We start from the raw sequence: 23,704 nt of genomic DNA, 5'->3' as shown, positions 1-23,704 counted from the left end.
TTCGGCACGCCGAACGCCAAAGCCCCCCGGTGCAAACCGGGGGGCTTTTTTTGTGGCTGACAGTTGGGGCAGCTATAGCCCGGCAGTGTTAGGTGGCATACGAAATTCAAACACCCAGTACCTGACATCAAAAGACCCAAACGAAAAGTGGCCGGACGAACCGCTGCGCGGAATTCGCCCGACCACTTCGGTCTGAATGCTGCCTTTCTGCTACTCCTCGTCGGGCAGGATGTTCACGTCCTGCACCAGCACCATTTTCTCAATTTCGCGGCCGCGCTTCGTATTCGCCAAGCCGCCGAGGGCGGTTTCCTTGTAGCGGGTTTCCATGCTCTGGCCCACCTCGCCGAGGGCGGCCACGCACTGGTCGACGGGGATGACGGGGTCCACCCCGGCAATGGCAATCTGGGCCGAGCTGAAGGCGATGGCGGCGGCCGAGGCATTGCGCACCACGCAGGGCACTTCGACCAGCCCGGCCACGGGGTCGCACACCAGCCCCAGCATGCACTGGATGGTGATAGCCACGGCCGCTAACACCTGTTCCACCGGGCCGCCGAGGCAGTACACGATGGCCCCGCTGCCCATGGCAGCGGCCGAGCCGGTTTCGGCCTGGCAGCCGCCCACGGCCCCGGCCAGCGAGGCGTTCTGCTCGATGATGAGGGCGATGCCGGCTGCTACCAGCAGGCCTTCCAGAATCTGGCGGTCCGACAGACCGTGCAAGTCCTGGATGGTGACGAGCACGCCGGGCAGGATGCCCGAGGCCCCGGCCGTGGGCGCGGCCACCACCCGGCCCATGCAGGAGTTCACTTCCTTAGCCCCAAGGGCGCGGGTAATGAGCTGCTTGAACTCGGGCGAGAGGACGGTGACGGGCGAGGCGGCAATCTTCTTGGCGCCGTTGTTAATCATGCCCGAGCGGGAGGTCATGTTGCCGGTCAGGCCTTCTTTCACGGCATCGCGCATCACGTCGTAGGCGCGCTGCAGGCCGGTCCAGATTTCCTCTTCGGTGCGGCCCTTCTGCTCAATTTCGTAAGCCAGCACGGGCTGGTAAAGCGGTTCGCCGGTAGCGGCGCAATGGGCTTGCCAGGAAGCAAAATCGTTGAAGAGAAGGGACATGGCGGGTGGGAAAATGGAGATGGGTGGGAAGAATGGGGGCGCAAAGAACGGCAGGAAAGCAGAACGTAAGGCCAACAAGAAAACAAGAACGTCATGCTGAACGCCGTGAAGCATCTCGCCAGTGGTAGTAATCCCAATCGTCAGGATTAGTTACGCGAGCGAGATGCTTCGCTTTGCTCAGCATGACGTTCTTTATTATTCGGGCTACCGCCCAGGCCCGGCGCTACGCCGGCTCCTGCTGCCCCTCCCCCACCAGCTTGATACTGGCCGAGTTGATACACAAACGCAGGCCGCTGGGGGCGGGTCCGTCGGGAAAGACGTGGCCTTGGTGGGCATCGCACACGTTGCAGAGCACCTCCACGCGCACCATGCCGTAGCTGGTGTCTTTCTTGTATTTCAGCACGTCGTCCTCCACGGGCTGGGTGAAGCTGGGCCAGCCGGTGCCGCTCTCGAACTTGGTGCGCGAGTCGTAGAGCGGGGTGCCGCAGCACACGCAGGCGTAGAGGCCGGCCTCGTGGGCCTCGCAGTACTCGCCGGTGAAGGCGCGCTCGGTGCCGTGCTCGCGGGTGACATGGTACTGCTGGGGGGTGAGCTCGGCCTTCCACTCGGCGTTGGTTTTCTCGACGCGGCGGGGCGGGGTGGGCGGATTGTTGGCGAGGCGAATGACGTCGTTCCAGGTTTGCATAAATATGGGGAAGTTTTAGCTTGCCGAAGCAGGCAAGGGGTGACGGTTAGAAACGCGAATGCGGCAAAAACAGTTTTGGCCGCTTGCGTATAGCGGGTGCTTACTTGTGCCAGCCGAAGCTCACCGCCGTTTATCATGAAAATCCTTTCCGCCGCCCAGACCCGCGACCTCGACCAGGCCACCATGCAGGAGCAAGGCATCACCTCAGTCGAGCTGATGGAGCGGGCGGCCCAGGCGCTGTCTGCCTGGTTTTATGAGCAATATGGCTACGGCGAAATACCCGAAATCCTGCTGCTCTGCGGGCCGGGCAACAACGGCGGCGACGGCCTGGCCCTGGCCCGCCTGTTGCAAGAGGCTAACTTCCGGGTGCGGGTGGCGCTGCTGCCGGCCGACAAGCACTCGACCGACTGGCAGCACAACCGCCAGCGCCTGCCCCGGGCCGTACCCGTGGCCGTGCTCGACCCCGCCAACCTGCTCCCCATCACCAAAGGCACGGTGGTGGTTGACGCCCTGTTTGGCACCGGCCTGAGCCGGCCGCTGACGGGCGCCGCCGCCGCCGTGGTGCAGTGGCTGAACGAGGCCCACGCCCCGGTGCTGGCCATCGACCTGCCCAGCGGCCTCTTTGCCGACCAGCCGCAGCCAGCCGACAGCCCGGTGGTGCGGGCCACCCACACCGTCACCTTTGGCTTGCCGAAGCTGGCGATGCTGCTGCCCCAGAACGCCGCCTTCGTGGGGGAGTGGACGGTGGAGGACATCGGCCTGAGCACCGCCTTCATCGAGCAGGCCGATACGCCCTGGCACCTCACCCGGCTGCCGCAGGAAACCACCATTATAACCAATCCGCCAAGGTTGTTATATGATGTCAGCCTGCCCCGGCGCGACAAGTTTGCTTACAAGAACACCTTCGGCCACGCGCTGCTGCTGGCGGGCAGCCAGGGCAAGATGGGCGCCGCCGTGCTGGCCGCCGGGGCCTGCCTGCGCGGTGGCGTGGGGCTGCTGACGGTGGCCGTGCCGGGCGGCGGCTACGACATTCTGCAGACCACCCGGCCCGAGGCCATGTGCCTGCCCGACAAGCACGCCGACTACATCACCGAGCTGCCCGACCTGGCGCCGTACCAGGCGGTGGGTATCGGGCCGGGGCTGGGGCAGGACGCGGCCAGCCTGGCCGTGCTGCGCCAGTTGCTGCGCACGGCGAAGGTGCCCCTGGTGCTCGACGCCGATGCGCTGAACCTGCTGGGCAGCCACCGCACCCTGCTGAAGCTGCTGCCGCCGGACACGGTACTCACGCCCCACGTGGGCGAGTTTGCGCGCCTGACGGAGAAGGCCCGCGACGACTACCACCGCCTGGAGCTGTTGCGCACCTTTGCACGGGAGCACCGGTGCATTGTGGTGCTTAAGGGTGCCTACACCGCCGTGGCCGACCGCGACGGCCAGCTGTACTTCAACACCACCGGCAACCCGGGCATGGCCAGCGGCGGCAGCGGCGATGTACTCACCGGCCTGCTGCTGGCCTTGCGTGCCGACCAGCGCCTGGCCCCCTTGCCCGCCGTGCGCCTGGCCGTGCTGGCCCACGGCCACGCCGCCGACCTGGCCGTGCAGACGACCGGCGAGGCCGGGCTGGTGGCGGGGGATTTGGTGGCGCACATCGGGCCGGCCCTGCGTGACCTGACGGCGTAACCCCACCCCCGACCCCTCCCCTTCGGGAGAGGGGAGCCGGCCATGCGTGGATATGAACCAAAGCCCTTACAGGTCGTAAGGCTCCCCTCTCCCGAAGGGGAGGGGTCGGGGGTGGGGTGCGCGCTACAGCACGTAGCCCAGCACGGGCAGCAGCAGCACGCCGTCCGTCACCAGGGCAAAGAAGTAGTCGCCTCGCGATTCCTCGGCCAGCAGGATGACGGCCGCCGCCGCCGGCACCGTGAGCAGCAGCACCCGGACCGGGGCGCCCCAGGCCAGCCCCAACCCGGCCGACAGCACCAGAAAACCCAGCGCCACCCCCCGCGCCCCGGCCACGCCCAGCCAGCCGGGAAAGGTGCGGGTGCCAGCCCGGCGGTCGCGCGAGTAGTCCCGAATGTCGAATACGATGGCCAGGGCCAGCACCAGGCAGAAGCGCTGCCCCAGCAGCCCGGCCACCGCCCCAATGGGCTGGTGCAGCAGCAGCGTGGGCAGCCCGGCCGTTACCATCGTCCACACCCCGGCAATAAGGAACACCTTGAGCAGCGGCACGTCGCGCAGGGCCCGGGGGCGGCCCCGCCACCTGGCCAAGGGCCAGGAGTAGAGCAGCGCCAGCCCGGCCAGGGGCAGCAACTGGGGCACAAACTGCCACCAATTGTCCCAGAGAAAGAGGGCGCCGCCCCCCACGGCGGCGCCGGCGGCCAGCCCGGCCAGCAGGCGGCGGTGGCGCTGCTGCCAGGCCTTGCGGGCCGAGGTGCCGGCGGGCTGCCCGTGCTTGAAGGGCAGGGCCGCATCGAGGTTGTACACCAGCAGGGTGGCGGCCAGCACCAGCAGCACGAGGCGCTGGGCAGCGGGCAGCAGCGGGCCGAAGTGCCGTAGCGTTACCCACGTCTGGGCGGCGGCGGCCAGGGCCAGCCAGGTGCTGCTGTAAAGCAGGGCATCGAGCAGGCGCAGGGGCCAGGGGCGCAGGGGCAGGGCGGTGGGCACGGACGAATGTAGCGCGCAGTAGCGCGAACTTTGTAGTTCGCGTCCCCACGCCGGTAGCATCGTTGAGCCGGCGCGGGGACGCGAACTACAAAGTTCGCGCTACTGCGCTATATCATGTCCTCCCCCACCCTCTCCCGCGCCTCGATGGTCATCGCCGCCGCCTCCACCGTGGTGGAGTGGTACGACTTCACCCTCTGCCTGTACTTCGCCTCGGTGCTGTCGCGGGTGTTCTTCGGGCCGGGGGCCGGGGGGCTGCTCACGGCGCTGGCGGGGTTTGCGGTATCATACCTGCTGCGGCCGCTGGGAGCGGTGGTGTTCGGGCACATCGGCGACCGGCAGGGACGGCGGCGCATGATGCTGCTGAGCATGGCCGTGATGACGGCCGCCATGCTGGCCACGGCCCTGCTGCCCACCTATGCCCAGTGGGGCGCGGCGGCCGGCTGGCTGCTGCTGGCTTTGCGCTGCCTCATGGCTTTCTCGGTGGGCGGCGAGTACACCGGCGTGGTGGCTTACCTATTGGAAGGGGCCCCGCCCGAGCGGCGCGGCCTCATCACCTCGCTGGCGGCGGCGGCCAGCGAGGTGGGCGCCCTGCTGGCGGTGGGCGTGTGCGCGGCGCTGGTGTACTGGCTGCCCACTCCCAGCGTGGAAAGCTGGGGCTGGCGGCTGCCGTTCCTGCTGGGCGCAGCCTTGGCGGGGGGCGTGTGGCTGGCCCGCTCCACCATGGGCGAGTCGCCCGACTTCGAGCGGCAGCTGGCCGAGGGCACCGTGCCCACGGCCCCGCTGGGCTACACCCTGCGGCACCACCGGGCGGCCATTGGGCGCACGTTTGCCATCTCGGCGCTGGGGTCCATTACGTACTACGTGGGCATCACCTACGTGCCCACCTTCCTGGCCACCACGGGGCAGCGCGGCGAGGCCGAGGCGCTGGGGCTGTCCACGGTGGCGGCCATCGTCGTTATACTGGTAACGCCGGTGGTGGGCTGGCTGTCCGATAAGCTGGGGCGGCGGCTGGTGCTGGCCGTGCTGGCGGGGGCAGGCGCGCTGCTGCCCATCACCTTGTTTTCGTTGATGCGGGGCGGCAGTGCGGGGCAGGCCCTGCTGGGGGCCGTGGTGCTGGCCGCCGTGGCCGGCGGCGTGAGTGCCGTGGGCGCGGCGGCCACGGCCGAGCAATTCCCCGGCGAGGGGCGGCTGAGCGGGCTGGCGCTGGGGGCCACGGCGGCCACGGCCATCTTCGGGGGCCTTACGCCCTTCGTGGCCGAGCTGCTGATAGCGCACACCGGCTGGCCGCTGGTGCCCGGCGCCATGATTGCCGGCGTGGCCCTGCTGGTGCTGCCGGTGCTGCTCACGATGCCCGAAACCGCCCACCGGCCCCAACGACCGGCCTGAGCTACCCCGCCAAAAACAGGCTGCCCCCGGCTTCCGGCGCCGCCACCGGGCGCACGCGGAAGCCGGGGGCGGCTTGCTCGATTCTGCTGGCTACACCCTACGCCTCCTGCTTCGGAAACGTGGTTTTGTAGAGCTCAATGCTTTCGTTGATGATGCGGTAGGCGTCGTCGCGGCCCATGAAGCGTTCCACCGTGACGTGCTTGTTGTGCTCCAGCGCCTTGTAGTCTTCGAAGAAGCGCTGCATTTCGAGCAGGGTGTGGGGCGGCAGGTCGGCGATGTCGTTGTAGTGATTTACGGAGATGTCGTGGGCGGCCACGGCGATGATTTTGTCATCCTCCTCGTCCTGGTCCACCATCTGCATCACGCCAATGACTTTGGCCTCGACCAAACACATGGGCACGATGTCCACCGAGCACAATACCAGGATGTCCAGCGGGTCCTTGTCGTCGCAGTACGTTTGGGGGATAAAGCCGTAGGCGGCGGGGTAGTGCACGGCCGAGAACAGCACGCGGTCCAGCTTCAGCAGGCCGCTCTCCTTGTCGAGCTCGTACTTGCCCTTGCTGCCTTTGGGGATTTCAATAATGGACTGGACGACTTCCGGCGCTCCGCTGCCCAACGACACGTCGTGCCAGGGGTTAAAATGACTCATGCGAGTGAGGTAGGTAATAGAACTAAGTAACGCTGCAAAAATACGCCCGGCAGGGCGGCGGGTTAGCATCGCCCTGGAAAATACCTGAGCCGGGCAGAATATTTCAGCTGCTCAGGAGGCAGCAATAGCCACCAGCCAACTACTACTGTTGGCCGTCCTGAAAGTTTTTAGGGATGGCTTCCGCGCCCTGCCAGCCCACTCCCAAAAACTACGGGGTGCATCGCCAGGTCGCGCGGGCCATCCCTAAAAACTACGGGATGGTCTGGCAGGTCGCGGAAGCCATCCCTAAAAACTACGGGATGCATCGCCAGACTGCGCGGGCCATCCCTAAAAACTACGAGGTGCATCGCCAAACTGTGTGGGCCATCCCTAAAAATTACGGGGTGCATCGCCAGACTGTGCGGGTCATCCCTAAAAACTACGGGATGGCCCGGCAGGTCGCGCAGGCCATCCCTAAAAACTACGGGATGGCCCGGCAGGTCGCGCAGGCCATCCCGTAGTTTTTGGAATGACAAATTCAGTTCACCGGCCTGCCCCTAAAAAGATGCGGAATATCTTATTTCGTCGGCAGCACCTCCACCAGCGGCCGCCCGATGGTGCCACTGGGCTCCTGGATGTGCAGGAAGCGCGCCAGCGTGGGCGCGATGTCGGTAATCTTGACCTCGGTTTCGGAGTGGCCCTTGCGCACGCCCCAGCCCCAGAACAACAGGGGGACGTGGGTGTCGTAAGCGCCCGCCGAGCCGTGGGTGGTGCCTTTGATGACGGGGTAGCCGTAGGCTTCGAGCCAGCCGGGGGCCAGCACCGCCATCACATCGCCCGAGCGGGGGCCGTAGAAGCCCAGCGTCTGGAAGTGGGCCACGCCTTCGGGCCAGTGACCGCGCTGCAGGTCGTTGGCCGATAGGGCCTGGGTCACCCCCGGCAGGGTGATGAGCACGTCGGCCACCTCGTCCTGGATGTCGGCCAGCTTGAGGTTCTTCTGGGCGATGAGCGGGCGGTTGAGGTACACCTGCTGGTTCTCGTAGCTGAGCACCCAGGCCCCCGCGCCGTGTCGCCGCACGAGGCTGCGCTGCACCGAGTCGCGCATGTAGCCGGTGCCCACGCCGCCGCCCGGCAGCCGGTGCGCCTGCAGAAAGCCCACCGCGTGCGCCGCCGCGTGGTCGGCCGTCAGGAATACCAGGCTCTGGCCCCGGCCCACCTGCTTGTCGAGGGCCTCAAAGAGGCGGGCCAGGTCACGGTCGAGCCGCAGGTAGGTGTCTTCCACCTCAATGGAATTGGGGCCAAAGGAGTGGCCCACGTAGTCGGTGCTGCTGAAGCTCAGGGCCAGGAAGTCGGTGACGTTGGGGCGCTGGCCCATTTGCTCGTTGGCCAGGGCCGCCAGGGCAAAGTCGGCCGTCAGGCTGTTGCCGAAGGGTGTGGTGCGGATAAGGCTGCGGCTTTCGTACTTATTCTTGGAGGCCTCGCCCGAAGCCTTGAGGGCTGCCTGCTGGCCGGCGCTGGGCCCCAGCAGCGTGGGCAGGTCGTGCGGGAAGACGGGCTTCGTCTCGCCGATGAAGGTGCTTTCCCAGGGCACGTCGTCGGCGGTGCTCTCGGTGTATTGCTGGATGGGCAGCAGCGTGTTCCAGGGTTTGCTCAGGTACTGGTCGGCGCGCTTCTCGGCGTTGAACTTCGCCACCCACTCGGGCAGGGTGGGCATATAAAAGGTAGAGGTCACGAAGGACTCGTTCGAGTCGTCGTACCAGTAGGCCGCGTTGGCCGCGTGCCCGGCCGGCAGGATGGAGCCGCGGTCCTTGATGCACACCCCAATGACCTTGCTCTGGAAGTTGGAAGCCAGGCGCAGCTCGTCGGTGATGGTGGTGGTGAGCATGTTGCGCGGCGACATCTGCCCCGCTGCCACCGAGCCGCCCACGGGCTGCACGGTCTTGTCCTCGGTCACGTAGGTGGCCCGGCCCAGCGCCCGCACCCACCAGTTGTTGCCGATGATGCCGTGGGTGGCCGGCGTGGTGCCGGTGTACACGCTGGCGTGGCCCGGCCCGGTGTAGGTGGGCACGTAGTTGTAGTGGCAGCTCTCGTAGCTGAAGCCTTCGCCCAGCAGGCGCTTGAAGCCCCCGGCCGGGTACTTGTCCCAGTAGCGGTAGAGGTAGTCGTAGCGCATCTGGTCTACCACGATGCCCACCACCAGCCGGGGGCGCTTGAGGGCGGGGGCGGGTTTGTGGGCATCAATTCGGGCTTCGGCACCCGGGACCCGGTGTTTGGTGTTGGGTGTTGGGTGTTGGGTGTTGGGATGAGCTACCGTCGGCAGCACCACCACGGCCAACAGGGGCCACAGCATCTTTTTCATACAGTTTCCGGTAGGAAGGTACGGGACAAAGATACCCGTCCCCTTTCCCAAACACCCAATACCGAACACCCAGCACCCGCCGCCGCGCTCCTGGCCACCACCGCCCTGCGGGCCGAGGCCGTGCTGCTCTACCCCAACCCGGCCCGGGGCAGCGCCACCCTGCTGCCCGTCGTGGCCGGGGCCACCCGCGCCACCGTCACCCTGCGCGATGTGCTGGGCCGGGTGGTACTCAGCCAGACGGCCGCCGGCGCGGCGCTTACCCTACCGCTGGCGGGCCTGGCCCCGGGCGTGTACGCGGTGCGCGCGCAGCTGGGCAGCACCTCTATCAGCAAGCGGCTGGTGGTGGAATAGAAGCTGCCACTGGCGCAAACAAAAAGACCCGGTGCAGCTGCACCGGGTCTTTTTGTTTGCGCCAGTGGCGCCCGCGAGCGGGCGTGGGCTACTCCACCACCACGCGCTGGGCGAGGGTGAGGCTGCCGGCCGTGAGGCGCAGCATGTACACCCCTTTGGCCAGGGCCGAGGTTTCGAACTCCGCCGAAGCGCCGGCGGCCGTCAGGCCAATGGTGCGGGTGGTCACGCTCTGGCCCAGCACGTTCAGCAGCTCGGCTTGCACGGCGCTGGCGCCGGCCACCGGGGGCAGCAGCACCGTAAACTTGCCGTGCGCCGGGTTGGGGTACACGCTCACGCTGGCCGCGTCGAGCGCGGTGGCCGAAGCCAGGGCACCGCTGGGGCGGAAGGCCAGCGCAAAGCGGCCGGTGCCGCTCATGGCCGTGGCCAGGGTGAACGGGTAGGTATCGCCGGCGGCGAGCAGCTGCTGGGTGCCGGTGAGGGCATCGCGCAGGTACACCGTGGTGGCGCCGAAGTTAGCCAGGCTGCCCACCGTGAAGGTGAAGCTGCCGGCAGCCGGGGCGGCCAGGGTCAGCGGCACCACCGTTTCGCGGGTGCCGGCCAGGCTGGGCAGGCCGTTGATGGCCAGCGCCTGCTGGCCCACCAGCGAAGCCAGGTTGAGGCCGGTGGGGTTGGCCAGCTTGGTGGCGTCGTATTCCACATCGACGCCCGTGGTGGCGCCGGCTTCGAAGTAGAGGTGCGTCAGGTCGGCCACGCCGGCACCGGCCACTTGCAGCTGCAGCTGCGGGCGGGTGTCGAAGCTACCGCGGCCGAAGGCCGGCTGCGGGCCGAAGGTGGTCACGCGGTTGGTGTTGGTCAGGTTCACGGCGCCGGGGGTGCCGGCGGCGGCGGTGCGCACGAAGTAGCCCGAGCCGGCATCAATCAGCGGCGAGGAGCCCACGCCGTTGGCATAGGCGCGGTACGTGCCGTTGTACTGGCTGGTGGCCTGGTACACGTACATGGCGGCGTCCATGCCCGGGCGCTGGGCGGCGCCCACCGTGCTCCAGTCGAGGGGGCTCGGGTAGGGGTTGCCGAGCAGGTGCCAGCCGGCATCGGCCGAGGGGCCGCGCGAGAGGGCGCCCGAGTTCTGGGTGCCGTTGTTGAAGGTGCCGGTGAAGTGTACCGGCGTGGGCGTGGCCGCCGCCTGCACGGTGTAGCCTTTGCCTACCACCATGGCATCGCTGCCGCCGTTGGGCGAGAACCAGCCCTTGTTGAAATCGGAGAAGTTGTTGGTGGTGCTGGCAATGCGCGCCTCATCGTAGCCGTACACCGTGGGGAAGGGCGTGATGAGGCCCGGCTGGGCCGCCGAGTTGTAGGCCGGGTTCACCACCGGGATGGCGCCGCCCGTGCTCAGGGTGTCGATGCGGCTGCCGCTTACCGGCGACGAGAAGTGGCGGTAGCCCACGCTCGTGAACGCGCTGGTGATGGCGCGCTGCATCTGGCCGGTGGCGCCGTTCACGGTGCCGCCGGTGTTGTCGATGAGGGCCGTGCCGCTGGCTGCCGACAGCAGCACCAGCGAGCGGCCGTTGAGCACGAGGTTGCCGCTTTGCAGGCGCACGAGCTGGGCCACGCTCAGGCTGTTGCTGAGCGTGAGGGTGCGGTTGAGCGGGGTGGCCGAGTTGTTTACCGTCAGGTTGCGGACGCGGGCGGGCAGGAGCGCGCCGGTTACCTGCGCCGTGGAGGCGTTGAAGACGAAGTTGGCGTCGGGGCTCAGCGTGAGCGTGCCGCTAAGGTCGAAGCCGCCGTTGCCGTCGTTGACGATGCCGGCCGCGTTGGGCTCGATGATGGTGCCGCCGGCCTGCAGCACGAAGCTACCGGGGCCCTGCACGAAGAAGGTGGGGCTGGTGGTGAGCGTGCCGCCGCTCTGCACCGTCATGGTGCCGGTCACGGTCAGGTTGTCGGTGAGCACGGCCGCGCCGTTGGGGCCGGCAATGGTGACGTTGCGGTAGGTGCCGCTCACTACCTGGGCCGTGCTCACGAGCAGGTCGGGCGAGGTGCAGGTGGTGCTGAGGGTGAAGGCGCTGCGCGAGGGCACGCCGCCGTTCACGAAGCCCGTGACGTAGGCATAGTACGTGGTGCCGCTGGTGCTCAGGAAGGTCACCGTCGAGAGGCCGCCCACCGAGCAGCCGTCGTCGTCGGCGGCCACGTCGGTGAGGCTGCCGCAGCTGCCGCTAAACACGAACAGCTGCGAGTCGAACGAGGTGTTGGCCGAGGAGCACAGGCTCATCGTCACGCGGTCGCCGGTGCCCGCGAAGCTATACCACACGCCGCCCGCGGCCGCGAAGATGGTGCCGCCCGCGTGGGTGCCCGAGGGGTCGTTGGTGCTGGTGCTGCCGAGGGTGGTGCCGGTGGTGGTGCCGCCGCAGGCCACGGCGATGGCGCCGGCGCACTGGTCGTTGGTGGGCACGGTGTAGAGCGTGCCGGTGACGGCCGTGGTGGGCGAGCCCGAGCAGCTGGCCACCAGCGACAGGCTGTAGGTGGTGCCGGGCGTGAGGCCCGTGAGGCTGATGGGCGAAGCCGTGCCGGTGGCCGTGAGGGCGCTGCCGCCGGCGGGCGTGTAGGTGAGGGTGTAGCTGGTGTTGGCATTGCCCGGCGTGAAGGTCACGTTGGCGCTGGTGCCGGTTACGCTGCTCGTGGCCAGGTTGGTTACGGGGCCGCAGGCGGGCAGGTCGGCCGTCACGGCCTCGATGTAGAAGCGGCCCAGGTTAGAGGAAGCGGCATCGCCGGGGGCACTGCCACCAGCCAGCGGGGCGGTGTAGTAGGCGCCGCTCCGGGTGGGCAGCTCGTCCTGCGTGCCCACCGGGAAGTAGCCCGAGCCCGTGAGGGTGGTTTGGCCCAGGCCCACGAAGAAGGCGCCGGCCGGCACTATCACCGTGCCCGGAATGGTGAAGCTTTTCAGCGTGCCCAGGTCGGCGGCCAGAATCACGTAGTCGGCCGACGAGCCGATGATGGTGCCGCTGGCATCCACTACCACGGCGCGCACGGTTTTGCCGGCGGTGGCGGCGGCCGTGGCCAGGAACACGTTCACGGCGGTCACCACGCGCGGCGCGGAAGTGGTGTAGCGGTTCAGCAGCAGGCCGGTGCCGGCGTTGTAGCCCACGCTGCTCGCAATGCCGGCGCCCGTGGTGGCGTAGCCGAAGGTGGTGCTGCTCACCACCTGGGGCTGGCTGCGGGTGTTGTTGGCCGGGTTATCGTCGCTGATGGTCACGGCCACGGTGTTGGTGCCGGTAGCCGTGGGCGTGTAGCCCGCAAACGTGACGGTGGCGCTGGCGCCGGGCGCCAGCGAGGCAATGGTCTGCACGTTGCTGAAGGTGTTGGCCCCGCTCACGGTCAGCGTCACTGGGAAGTTGGTGAGGGTGTTCTGGCCGGCGTTGCGCACCACGGCCCGCACCACGTGGGGCGCGCCGAAGGGAATGGGCAGCTGGCCCTGGGTGTACAGCACATCGAGGGCGGCTTCGTTGCTGAAGAGCGTGGTGAAGCTGCCCGTGACCGAGGTGCTGGTGGTGCTGCCCGAGCAGTTCGACGTCACCGATACGGTGTAGGCAGTGCCCGGCGTGAGGCCGCTCAGCACCACGGGCGTGCCGGTGGGGTTGGGGTTCAGGGTGGTGGCGGTGCCGCCGGTGGGCGTGTAGGTAACGGTGTAGCTGGTGGCCGAGCCCGAGTTGCTGAAGCTCAGCGTGGCGCCGGTGTTCGTGACGCTGCCCACGGTCAGCCCGGTGGGCGGGGCGCAGGCGGGCGGCGCGCTGGTCTGGGCCTCAATGTAGGCGCGGCCAAAGCCATTTGCCGACAGGTCGTTCAGCACCGGGCCGGCCGTGATTTGATAGAAGGTATTGGTGCGGGTGGGCGTTTCGGGCATGAAGCCGATGCGCGTGTTGGCCGTGATGAGGCCGCCCACCAGGAAGTAGCCCGCGCCGATAACCACCGGCGTGGGGAAGGTGAACGTGCGGTAGCCCACGGCCGACGCCGTAGCCGCCGAGCTGGCCAGCACGTTGCCGGCCGCGTCAAACAGCTGCGCCGTTACGGTGCCGGCGGCCGTCACATACATGTTGACCCCGGTGACGGTGCGGGCAGTATTGGTCACGAAGCGGGAGGCGAACGTGACAGGAACGGTCGGATTGCCGATGCTGGCCAGCGTGGCCGTGTTCACCGTGGAGGGCACGTAGCCAAACAGGCCGGTAGCGTTGGCCTCGATGGTTTCCACCAGGCTGTTGTTGCCGGCGATGCCGTCGGCGGGCACGGTCACGGTAGCCGTGTAGGTGCCGGCGGCCGTGGGCGTCCAGGGCGCAAACGTGACCACGCCGCCTGCGCCGGCCAGGTAGGCCGCCACCGTGCGGGTGGTGGTGAATACCGTGGCGTTGCTGGCATCGCGCACCGTAAGCGTGATTTGCTGGCCCGAGAACTGGCTCGTGCCCTGGTTCTGGATGTAGGCCCGGATGGTATCGGGCGTGGCCGGCCCGATGGGCAGCTTGCCCTTGTTGTAAATGGCCAGCACCGCCGCATCCACCGCCTGCGCGGCCTGGAAGCGGAACGTGCGGCCGGCATCGATGAGCGCCGCCCCGTTGTTGTTGCGGAAGTTGAAGCCGTTGCCGGTGTAGTTGGCGTTGAGGAAGGTGGTGGCCGAAGCGGGCTGCGTCGAGCCCTTGGTGCCCAGGATTACCTGGTTGACGGCACTGCCCGAGCCCTTGATGCCCACCACGGCCGCCTTGAAGTTGGCGTTGGTGGTGTTGAGCGTGGGCGCGTCGTACACAAACTCCACGTTGTTGGTGCCTTCGTAGAGCTTCACCTGGAAGCTCATGTTGCTGTAGAGTTTCGGAATAGCCGTCGCCACCGTGGAAGAAGCGGACTTGGCCTTGTCCGACACGTTCTTCCACTGAATGGTGCACACCTGGTTGGGCGAGGTACCGGTGGTGAGCACGCTATACGCGGGCGTGCCGGTGCCGGCCTCCAGGTCCACGTTGAAGGGCAGCAGCAGGTTGGTGTCGGTGGCGCTGGTCACGGGGCTGCCCGTGAGGGCATCCTGCGCGTAGGTGGGGTACAGGGCCGCCGACGACGGGGCCGTGGCGCCCAGGCGCACCAGGCCGTTGGTGCTCATCACAAACTGGCTGAAGGCCGTGCCGTTGTAATTAAACACAAAGCCGATGTTCTGCGCGCTGGAGTTGGCGTCGTCGCTGCTGGCCATCGTGATGGCCGTGCCGCTCGCGCCCAGGTCGGTGTAGGTGCCGGCTACGTTCTGCACGTTGTTCGAGCGGAAGTTCAGCGTCTGGGCCTGGGCCGCGCCCAGCCCCAGCAGGCTCGCGGCGGCGGCCAGCAACCAGCGCTGGCTGCCGCCCAGGGCGGAGGGGCGGGAACCGCTGCCCGCAGGCAGCTGGCTGGTGTTCCCGAAGGGTAAGAGTCTTTTCATAAAAAGAGTTGCTGAAAAAGGAATATGGTGGGAAAATGTCCGCTCAGGGTGCTCCTAACCAGGTGTAACTGGCGCTGCTACCTCGACGGCGGGCACAAGGTAAGAGGTTATTGGGATTATTGCTACTAAGCCGGTCGTTTTTGCGTGATTTCGCTTTGATTTTTTACTACCGGCTGGATAGTTCACAACAAAAGCCCCCGGTTTGCACCGGAGGCTCTTGATTTTGGCACGGGGCGGGGCCGCGCCGCCCACCACCCGGGGCCAGGCGGCGGGGCGCGGCGGCCCCGCTCCGCCGCCCCGCCCCTACTGCACCACCCGGCTGACCACGGCCGAGAACGGCTGGTCGTCGGTGTCGCCGCCCACGGCGCGGCACATCATAAACACCTCGGTTTTCTTCCTGAAGCCGCGCAGCGTGGCCTTGGCGCGGGTGGTGGTGACGGCCAGCCACAGGTACCAGGGCAGGCTGGGGTCGTCGGTGTAGCGGATTTCGGTGGCCGCCGAGTGCTTCGTGCGCTTCACTTTGGCGCAAAGGGTGTCGGGGGCCGTGCCATCGTGCAGGCTAAACTCGGCCGGCGGCAGCAGGGTGGTGTGCTTTTCGGGCAGCTTGGCCAGCGGCAGGCCCGTGCTCAGCAGGGCCTCCTCGTTGTCGGGCACCAGGTCGTTGGCGTACTTGGCCACGGCCGTCAGGCTGTTGTTCAGGGCCTGCCGGGCGTTGTTGAACTGAATGGTCTGCACTTCGGTGCGCCGCGTGAGGGCCGCCAGCGGCAGGTAGATGCTGAGCCTCTCTTTCACCTCCATCATCAGCGCCTCGCGGTTGGGCAAAAAGGGACTGGTAATGAGGGTATCGATGCAGTTTTGGGCCAGGGGGCCGATGCGGGGTTTGGGAACGTTCTCGAAAAACGTAAGAAGAAGACGGTCTGCCATGAGATGATGAATGAAAAGAAGAAACCATGAGAGAGAAGACAATACAGTCGTGAGGCACCCGGTTTCTTCGCCACCATACCGCGCCCCGGCGCCGCGCCACGGCTTTTTGGTAGCCCCGGTGAGAGCTCGGGGCGCCCGGCAAGCCGCTTCCAGCGACCTTGAAGCCGCTTCAAGCGACCCCGAAGCCGTTTCCAGCGACCTTGAAGCCGCTTCCAGCGACCCCGAAGCCGCTTCCAGCGACCTCGAAGCCGCTTCCAGCGACCCCGAAGCCGCTTCCAGCGACCTCGAAGCCGTGTCCAGCGACCTTGCAGCCGCTTCCAGCGACCCCGAAACCGCTTCTAGCGACCCCGAAGCCGCTTCCAGCGACCTTGCCGCCGCTGCCAGCGACCACATCACCGCCCCGGCAACCACGGCCACGGAGCCGCGGCCGCGGCCCACCCCGCCCCGCGCCAGGGCCACTGCTTACCGAACTACCTACGCTGTGCATACCGCCAATGGGAGCTAACACCGGCCCCGTGAGGCCGATACCACCCCACCCGGGGCAGCACAACAAAAGTAAAATGCCGTTTTGAGCGGCGGTAGCGTAAAAACACCCGATTTGCTAAACAGGTATTTTTACGGGGGTGGCATCGGTGCTGGCACGGATGCGCCGGCCCGGCCACCCGGCGCGGGGCCAACAAAAAGCCCGGCCCCCACCAAGGCGGGAGCCGGGCCATCGGGGCGGGGGGCCGCCGCCTACTCGCGCACCAGCCGGCGCACCTGCCCGGCGCAGCGCACCACGTAGAGGCCCGGCGCCAGCCCGGCCGGCAGCGCCAGCAGCGCCGTGCCGCTGGCATCGGTGCGGGTGGCCAGCACCGGGCGGCCCAGGGCATCGAGCACCTGCACGGCCGCCAGCGGGGCCGCTCCGCTGAGTGTGGCGGCCCCGCTGGCGGGGTTGGGAGCCAGGCGCAGGGCCGCCGGGGCGGTGCCGGGGGCGGTGGGCAGCGGGGCCGAGTTCAGGCCCACGCTCAGGCCGGCGCGGCCGGGCGTCAGCAGGTCGAGGTCGCCGTCGTTGTCCACGTCGGCCAGGGCCAGGCCCTGGGGGCCGTCGCCCACGGTCACCATCCCGCCCCAGGCGAAGGTGGCGTCGCCGTTGTTCAGCGACAGGCCTATCATGCCGGGCACGTAGGGCGACTGCGCCAGCAGGTCGAGGTCGCCGTCGGCATCCACGTCGCCCACGGCCAGGCGCACGCCGCCGCCCGCCCCCACGTCCAGGGTGCCGCTGAAGGTGCCCACGCCGTTGTTGAGGCGCACGCTCACGCTGGAGTTGTTGTCGTTGAGCACGGCCAGGTCGAGGTCGAGGTCGCCGTCGAGGTCGGCCAGGGCCACGCTCACCGGGTAGGGCCCCACGGGCACCGTGGTGCTGGTGGGGAACACGCCGAAGCCGTTGTTGAAGAACACAATCACGGTGCGGGCCATGGGGTCGGGCACGGCAATGTCGAGGTCGCCGTCGCGGTCCACGTCGCCCAGGGCCACGCTCTGCGCGCCGGTGCCGATGGGCAGGTCGTAGCGGCCGCTGAAGTTGCCCGCCCGGTCGTTGAAGCGCACGCTCACCGAGCCGGGGGCCGGAAACGCGTTGGCATTGGCCGTCACCATGTCGAGGGCGCCGTCGCCGTCCACGTCGCCCACGGCCACAAACGTCACGCCCGCCCCCACCGTCACCAGTTGGGAGCCCGTGAAGGTGCCCGTGCCGTTGTTCACGCGCACGGCTACCCCGTTGCCGCTGCCGGTGGTCAGCAGGTCGAGGTCGCCGTCCTGGTCCACGTCGGCCAGGGCCAGGTGCTGGTACGAGCTGCCCAGGGGCAGGTCGGGGTCGGCCACGAAGGTGCCGGTGCCGTCGTTGCGCAGCACGGTCACCTGGCTGCGGTTCGAATGCCCAATCACCACGTCCTGGTCGCCGTCGTTGTCGAGGTCGCCCACCACCGGGTTCAGCCCCGTGATGCCGCCGGCCAGCGGCCCGCTGGCCGCCACGAAGCGCCCGCGCCCCGGGCCGCCCGTGGCCACCGTAAACTGCGCCACCAGCGGGGCTGGCAGCGAGCCGCCCGCGCCGGCCACGGCCCGCGTAACGGTATAGCGCACCGTTTCGCCAGCCACGTAGGGGTAGGCCGTGGGCGTAAAGACCAGGGTATTGCCGCTCACCACGGCCGGCGTGGCGCCCCGGGCCCGCTGCCCGCCCCGTTGTGCGCTATACACCCGCAGCTCCGAAGCCGAGGCCGCCGTGGGCGCCTGCGTCAGGCCAATGGTGAGGCTACTGGTGGGGGGCATGGCCGGAGTATTGGGCGCGGGCGCCATGCTGGTTATGGCCATTCCCTGGGCCAGGGCCAGTGTGGGGCCCAGCCCCAGCATGGCCGCCAGCACCGGGCGCTTCCATTCGTAAAGAGTCGTCATTATCGTCGCTTTTGCTAACACCCTGACTCAGGGCATTCCGCAAAGATACGCGGCCCCGGGCGCCGGGACGCCAGCCCCGGGCAGCAGCCGAAGCCAAAGAGGCCCCCGGCCGCGAATCCCAAGGGAGTTCGCGGCCGGGGGGCGCTACTCCAGCACCACGCGCAGCGTGTGGGTGCCCGCCTCGCCCGTCAGGCGCAGCACGTACACGCCCCGGGCCAGCGGCCGGGCGTCGAGCTCGGCCGCCGGACCGTCGATGGTGGCCGTCAGCACCACCTGCCCCAGCCCATTGAGCAGCTCGGCCCGCAGGGGGCCCGCCGCGGCCGCCGCTGGCCGCCGCACCGTGAAGCGGCCCGTGCTGGGGTTGGGGAACACCTGCCCCGCCCCGGCCGCCGGGCTTACCGCCGTGGCCAGCGCGCCCGCCGGGGCCAGCACCAGCGCAAAGCGGGCGCGGCCCGCCCCCGCCAGGGGCACGGTGCAGGCGTAGGTGGCGCCGGGCGTCAGCAGCTGCTGCGCGCCGGTGGCGGCATCGCGCAGGTACACCCGCGTGGCGCCGAAGTTGGCCAGCCCCGCCACCTCGAAGGTGTAGCTGCCCGCCGCCGGCACGGCCAGCGTCAGCGGAATCACCGTTTCGGCCCCCAGCGCCAGCGGCAGGCCCTGAATAGCCAGCGCCTGCCCGCCGGCCAGCGAGGCCAGGTTGAGGCCGCTGGGGTTGGGCAGCTTGGTGGCATCGAAGGCCGGCTCGGCGGCCAGGGTGGCCCCGGCCTCGGCGTAGAGGAAGGTGTCGTCATGGGTGCCCGCGCCGCGCACCGTCAGGTGCAGCTGCGGCCGCAGGTCGGCCGCCGGGCGGCGGAACGTAGCCTGGTCGGCGAAGGTGGTACGGCGCTGGCTGTTGCGGAAGGTGAGGCTGGCGGCAGGTTGCCCCGCGCTCACCCGCACCCAGAAGCCCTGCCCCGAGGCCACCAGCGGCGAGCCGCCGCCGATGCCGTTGAGGTAGCTGCGGAAGGTGCCCGTGTAGGGCCCGCTGCTCTCGAAGACGTAGATGCTGGCGTCGAGCCCGGCGCGGTCGGCCGGGGCCACCAGGCTCCAGTCGAGGGGCGCCGGGTAGGGGTTGCCCAGCAGGTGCCAGCCCGCCTCGGCGGCCAGCGGCCCGGCGCTGCGTGGCAGCGTAAGGGTGTAGTCGCCGTTGTGCAGCGGGCCGGTGAGGGCCACCTTGGCCGGGGGCGCGAGGTGCACGGTGTAGCCGCGCCCGACGGTCAGCCCCTCCCCCACCGCAGCGGGCGAGGTCCAGCCCTTATCAAAGGCCGACAGGCTAGTGGCGGGCGAGGTGGCGAGGCGGCTTTCGTCGTAGCCAAACACCGTGGGGAAGGGCGTGATGAGGCCCGGCACCGTCGCCGCGTTATACGCCGCATTCACCACCGGCACAAAGCCCGGCGTGGCAAGGCTGGCCACGGTGGCGCCCCCCACGGGCGAGGCGTAGTGGCGGTAGCCCGGGCCGGCGTTGGCGCTGGGTCTTATCCAGCGCTGCACGGTGGCCGCGCCCTGCAGCACGCCGCCGGTGTTCACCACCAGGGCCGTGCCGGCCGAGTCGGAGAGCAGGGTCAGGGCGTGGCCGTTGGTGTGCAGGTCGGAGGCGAGGCGCAGCACCTGCCGCACGGCCAGCGGCTGGCTGAGCAGGATGCGCGGCCCGTCGGAGCCGGTGATGAGCTGGCGCACCCGCGCCGGCAAACCGGGGCCGGTGACCTGGTCGGCCACGCCATCGGTGACGTAGTGGTAGGTGGCGTCGTCGCTATAGGTGCGCAGGCCTGCCACGCGCACGGCCCCGGCGTTGCCGGCCATGGTGAGGCCCGCCGCGTCGCAGATGCCAATGATGCCGCCGCCGGCTTCGACCACGAAGCTGCCGGGGCCGGTGATGGGCTGGCAGCCCAGGCTTAGCCGTCCGCCATCGGCCACGCGCAGCACGCCCTCCACCACCAGGGGGGCGCGCAGGTCGAGGTTGCCGCCGCTCAGGATGGTCACGTGGTTAAACGTGCCGCCCGGCAATTGCAGCGGCGTGCTCACCGTCAGGTCGGGGGCCGTCACTGTATAAGGCGTGCTGCTCACGGCCGCGCCCACCGGGGTGCTCAGGCGCACGAGGCCGGTGCTGGCGCCGGCGGGCACGGTCACGGTCAGCGTCGAGTCGGACGTGACGGTGAAGGCCGGGGCCACCGTGCCGTTGAAGGTGACTTCGGTAGTGCCCGCGAGGCCCTGCCCGCGCAGGGTCACGGCCGTGCCCACCGGTCCGCTGCCCGGCGCGAAGCTCAGGATGACCGGCGGCACCGTGCACACCGCCTCAATGGTGAAGTCGCCCTCCTTGTCGCTCCAGCCGGCCACGTACACCAGGTAGTTCGTGCCCGCCGTCGAAGCAAAGGTGACCACCGCGCCCGTGCTGAAGCCGCCGCAGCCGTCGTCGTCGCCGCCCACGCACTGGTAGCTGCCGCAGGTGCCCGTAAACACGAACAGCTTGCCGTCGTACTTCGGCCCCGTGCCGCAGGTGTTGATGCTGACCTGGTTGCCGGTGCCCACGAAGCGGTAAAACACGCCGCCCGCCGCGTCGATGCTCTCGGTGCAGGTGCCGCTGGGGTCGCCGGTGCGCGAGGCCCCGAGCGTGCTGCCGTCGAGGGGTACGCCGCAGGCCAGCACCGGCAGGTTGGGGGCCGTGCACAGGTCGTTGGGCGGCACCGGCACCACCCGGAAGTCGGTCAGGCTCTGCCCCGTGCCCGCCGCGTTGCGCACGCTGATGGGCCCGGTGCTGGCGCCCGCCGGCACCGTGGCCGTGAGGCTGCTGCCCGAGGCCACGCTAAAGGAAACCGCCGGCACGCCATTGAAGCGCACCTCGGTGCTACCCGTGAAGTTGCTGCCCGTCAGCGTCACCACGCGCCCCACGGTGCCGTAGGCCGGCACAAAGCTGCTGATGAGCGGCGCGCCCGGCACAAACACCACGAAGTCGCTGCCGCTGGTGCCCGGGCCCAGCGGGGCCGTCACGCGCAGGCGCCCGGTGCTGGCCCCGGCCGGCACCGTAGCCCAGATTTCGGTGTCGCTGGCCACCGTAAAGGCCGCCGCCACGCCGTTGAACGTGAATGCCGTGGCCCCCGTGAAGCCCGCGCCGCGCACCGTCACGCGGGCGCCCACCGCTCCGCCCGCCGGCGCAAAGCTGCTGATGGTGAGCGAGGGGTTCACCACGAAATCCGTCAGGCTGGTAGCCGTCGCCACGGCCGTCCGCACCGTGATGGGCGCCGTCACGGCGCCCACCGGCACCGTGGCCGTCAGGCTGGTGGCCGTGTTGTTGGTAAACGTAGCGTACTGCGCGCCAAACTTCACGCTTAGCACGTTCGCCAGGCTGGTGCCCGCCAAGGTCACCACCGCACCCACGGCCCCGCTGGCCGGGGCGAAGCCGCTCAGGTACGGCAGCACCGCAAACGGCGCCGCCGCCGCGCCGCCCGGCGTGAGCACGCGCAAGGGCCCGCCGGGGGCCGTGGCCGGCACGGTCAGGGTGAGCTGGGTAGGGCTGTTGATGACGAAGCTGGCCCCCACCCCGCCGATGGTCACGGCGCTGGTGGCCGCCAGGTTGGTGCCCGTGATGACCACCGTGGCCCCGGTGCGCTGCCCCGCCGCCGGGGCGTAGCTGCTGATGGTGGGCGCCGGCCCGGTGCCCGTCACCGTGAACACGCCGGGGCTGCTGGCCGCGCCGCCAGGCGTAGTCACGGTCACCGGCCCAGTGGTGGCGCCGGCCTGCACCACCACGCTCAGCTGCGTGGCCGACACCAACGTGCCCGCCGCCGCCGGCACGCCATTAAAGGTCACCTGGGTGGCGCTGCTCAGGTTGGTACCCGTGATGAGCACCACCGTGCCCACCGCCCCGCTACCCGGCGCCAGCCCGCCGATGGTGGGCGCCGCTTGCCCCAGGCCCACCGCCCGCCAGGCCTGCGCCACCGCCGCCACCTCCCCCGAGCCGAAGCCGAACAAATCGAGCGCCGCCTGCAGCGTGGCCTTGCTCGCCGCCGCGTAGTTCGACGAGGGCCCGAGGTACAGCCGCTCGGCGCGGTAAGCCACATGCGCCGCCTTCGTAATGCCGATGCCCGGCACGGCGTAGGCGGTGCCAAAGTCGTTGCTGCCGCTGCCGCCCTGGCTCAGCAGGTAAAACCAGAAGTTGAGCACGCCCGAGTTGTGGTGCACCCCGCCGTTGTCGCCGGGGCCGGTGTACCAGTGCGTGCCGAGGTAGGTATCGGGGTTGCTTTCGGCGTTGGGGTTGCTCATGGTGCGCAAGGCCCCGCCGCCAAAGCTGATGTCCTCGCCAATTTTCCAGGTCTGCTTCGTGGGGTCGAGGTGGTGCTCCACGCAGGCCCCCCAGATGTCGGAGAAGCCCTCGTTCAGCGCGCCCGACTCGTTGCTGTAAATCAGCCCGGCCGTGGCGCCGCACACGGCGTGCCCAATCTCGTGCCCGCAGATGTCGACGGCCGTCAGCGGCCGGAAGATGCCGCCGCCGTCGCCGTAGAGCATCTCGGCGCCGTCCCACATGGCGTTGGCCAGGTTGGCGTCGTAGTGCACGTAGCTCAACAGCACCGTCCCCTTGTCGTCATACGAGTCGCGGCCGTGCTGCGTCACCCAGTAGTCCTGCGTGGCCTGCGCCCCGATGTGCGCGTCGAAGGCCACGTTGTCCATGGCCGCGTTGTCGTATTCAGCGGCCGTCCAGTTGTTGTCCTGGTCCACAAAATCCACGGCCGCCGCCAGGTTGGTGCTGCGCTTGGCGTTGAGGGTGGTCACGCCCTTGCCGCGCGTGGTTTCGCGCAGCCGGTAGCCGCCGGCAAAGGCCTCCGTAGTGCTGGTGCGGGTGCCCAGGTACTTCGTAGCCAGCGTGCCCGGCGCATCGAGGTGCTTGATGATGGCATCGCGCAGCAGCAGCTCGCCGCTGGCGGCGTCCACGTACAGCAGGTCGCGGCTAATGGGCGCCTGGGCGTACACGTCGAACTTCCAGGCCAGGCGCAGGGCGCGGCCGGCGGCCGGCTGGCGGAAGTCGCCCACCAGCACCAACTCGCCCTTGGGCTGGTAGCTGGCGCGGGGGTTGCCGGTGCGGGCGCGCAGGCCGGCTTCCTCGGCGGCATCCTGCCACTTGTAGCGGCGGGCGCCCACGATGGCCAGCGCCCGCTGCAGGGCCACCGCCTCGCTCAGCGCCGGCCGCACGCGCAGGCCCGCGGCCGGGCGCTTCAGCTCTCCGCTCAGCAGCTCAATGCGCCCGTTGCGCTCGTGCGTGCTGAATTGCCCGTGCTCCACCTTCACCCCCTTATAGTATTGCTGAAACCGCTCGTGCGAGAAGCCCAGCGGGTCGGTTTCGTGGCGCAGCAGGCGCAGCTCCTCGCCCGCGCCCAGCGCCAGCTGCTCCCGCAGCACGCGCTGCCGCTCGCCCGCCGGCGGCTGGCTGGCGGCCGGCAACCGAATGAGGAACGGGGTGCCGTCTTCGGCTAGCTCGGCGGCGGCCCGCGAGGGGGCGGGGCGGGCGGCGGGCGGCGCCTGGGCCAGCGCGGGGCCGGCGGCCAGCAACAGCACTGTCAGTAAGGCGAGCTTATGGTTGAGCCAGGAAGTAAGGGGTGTCATCATCAGGCAAAGGGAAGGCGGGATGGGTAGCCTCAAAGGCAGTTTACAAAAGTATTGGTTCCCTGCGAGGTTATTGGCGACGGCAATGAGCGTCGTTCGGCCTGCGCCAAA

The 23,704-nt window shown here is 69.1% G+C and carries 14 protein-coding genes; 5 read left to right on the top strand and 9 right to left on the bottom strand.

The window, feature by feature from the left end; translation table 11 throughout:
- Positions 1-210: 210 nt before the first annotated feature.
- Together sdaAA and msrB are read right to left on the bottom strand one after the other, a co-directional pair.
- Positions 211-1,110 carry an L-serine ammonia-lyase, iron-sulfur-dependent, subunit alpha gene (sdaAA, locus tag Q5H93_RS01505; RefSeq protein ID WP_305004704.1) on the bottom strand — a complete coding sequence of 300 codons (900 nt, stop codon included), beginning with the start codon at positions 1,108-1,110 and terminating at the stop codon, positions 211-213.
- A gap of 223 nt (positions 1,111-1,333) precedes the next feature.
- The gene (gene msrB, locus Q5H93_RS01500) at positions 1,334-1,795 is read right to left on the bottom strand and encodes a peptide-methionine (R)-S-oxide reductase MsrB (protein ID WP_305004703.1); all 462 of its coding nucleotides are present in this window, start codon (positions 1,793-1,795) and stop codon (positions 1,334-1,336) included.
- A 135-nt stretch (positions 1,796-1,930) separates the two neighbouring features.
- On the opposite strand from msrB, the gene Q5H93_RS01495 reads away from it, so the two are divergent.
- On the top strand, positions 1,931-3,472 hold the full coding sequence (locus tag Q5H93_RS01495; protein ID WP_305004702.1) for an NAD(P)H-hydrate dehydratase: 1,542 nt from the start codon (positions 1,931-1,933) through the stop codon (positions 3,470-3,472).
- A 123-nt stretch (positions 3,473-3,595) separates the two neighbouring features.
- Here the strand turns inward: Q5H93_RS01495 and Q5H93_RS01490 are convergent, their stop codons facing one another.
- A complete protein-coding gene (locus tag Q5H93_RS01490) occupies positions 3,596-4,453 on the bottom strand; it encodes a UbiA prenyltransferase family protein (protein WP_305004701.1) in 858 nt (285 codons plus the stop codon).
- A 114-nt stretch (positions 4,454-4,567) separates the two neighbouring features.
- Here Q5H93_RS01490 and Q5H93_RS01485 point away from each other — a divergent pair, with 114 nt between their 5' ends.
- Positions 4,568-5,839: an MFS transporter gene (locus Q5H93_RS01485; RefSeq protein WP_305004700.1), complete on the top strand. Its 1,272-nt coding sequence runs from the start codon at positions 4,568-4,570 to the stop codon at positions 5,837-5,839.
- A 97-nt stretch (positions 5,840-5,936) separates the two neighbouring features.
- On the opposite strand, the gene Q5H93_RS01480 is transcribed toward Q5H93_RS01485, so the two are convergent.
- Positions 5,937-6,488 carry an inorganic diphosphatase gene (locus Q5H93_RS01480; protein ID WP_305004699.1) on the bottom strand — a complete coding sequence of 184 codons (552 nt, stop codon included), beginning with the start codon at positions 6,486-6,488 and terminating at the stop codon, positions 5,937-5,939.
- A gap of 173 nt (positions 6,489-6,661) precedes the next feature.
- Between Q5H93_RS01480 and Q5H93_RS01475 the strand changes: the two genes are divergently transcribed.
- The gene (locus Q5H93_RS01475; protein ID WP_305004698.1) at positions 6,662-6,988 is read left to right on the top strand and encodes a hypothetical protein; all 327 of its coding nucleotides are present in this window, start codon (positions 6,662-6,664) and stop codon (positions 6,986-6,988) included.
- 56 nt (positions 6,989-7,044) lie between these two features.
- On the opposite strand, the gene pafA is transcribed toward Q5H93_RS01475, so the two are convergent.
- Positions 7,045-8,826 carry an alkaline phosphatase PafA gene (pafA, locus tag Q5H93_RS01470; RefSeq protein WP_305004697.1) on the bottom strand — a complete coding sequence of 594 codons (1,782 nt, stop codon included), beginning with the start codon at positions 8,824-8,826 and terminating at the stop codon, positions 7,045-7,047.
- A gap of 120 nt (positions 8,827-8,946) precedes the next feature.
- Between pafA and Q5H93_RS01465 the strand changes: the two genes are divergently transcribed.
- Positions 8,947-9,177, top strand: coding sequence for a T9SS type A sorting domain-containing protein (locus Q5H93_RS01465; protein WP_305004696.1), 231 nt, complete (start codon positions 8,947-8,949; stop codon positions 9,175-9,177).
- Positions 9,178-9,265: 88 nt separating this feature from the next.
- Here the strand turns inward: Q5H93_RS01465 and Q5H93_RS01460 are convergent, their stop codons facing one another.
- Together Q5H93_RS01460 and Q5H93_RS01455 are read right to left on the bottom strand one after the other, a co-directional pair.
- Positions 9,266-14,614, bottom strand: coding sequence for a T9SS type A sorting domain-containing protein (locus Q5H93_RS01460; RefSeq protein ID WP_305004695.1), 5,349 nt, complete (start codon positions 14,612-14,614; stop codon positions 9,266-9,268).
- Between the two features lie 303 nt (positions 14,615-14,917).
- A complete protein-coding gene (locus Q5H93_RS01455; protein WP_305004694.1) occupies positions 14,918-15,538 on the bottom strand; it encodes a hypothetical protein in 621 nt (206 codons plus the stop codon).
- A 118-nt stretch (positions 15,539-15,656) separates the two neighbouring features.
- Between Q5H93_RS01455 and Q5H93_RS01450 the strand changes: the two genes are divergently transcribed.
- Positions 15,657-16,043 (top strand): hypothetical protein, encoded by a 387-nt coding sequence (locus tag Q5H93_RS01450; RefSeq protein WP_305004693.1) that lies wholly within the window; start codon positions 15,657-15,659, stop codon positions 16,041-16,043.
- A gap of 230 nt (positions 16,044-16,273) precedes the next feature.
- On the opposite strand, the gene Q5H93_RS01445 is transcribed toward Q5H93_RS01450, so the two are convergent.
- Positions 16,274-17,965 (bottom strand): FG-GAP repeat domain-containing protein, encoded by a 1,692-nt coding sequence (locus Q5H93_RS01445; RefSeq protein ID WP_305004692.1) that lies wholly within the window; start codon positions 17,963-17,965, stop codon positions 16,274-16,276.
- Positions 17,966-18,109: 144 nt separating this feature from the next.
- Positions 18,110-23,596, bottom strand: coding sequence for a M4 family metallopeptidase (locus Q5H93_RS01440; RefSeq protein WP_305004691.1), 5,487 nt, complete (start codon positions 23,594-23,596; stop codon positions 18,110-18,112).
- Positions 23,597-23,704: the final 108 nt, after the last annotated feature.

It is taken from the genome of Hymenobacter aranciens, from assembly GCF_030580865.1.
Lineage (GTDB): Bacteria > Bacteroidota > Bacteroidia > Cytophagales > Hymenobacteraceae > Hymenobacter > Hymenobacter aranciens.
The sequence above is the reverse complement of the archived record's forward strand: the minus strand, read 5'-3'. Positions and strand labels throughout refer to the sequence as shown.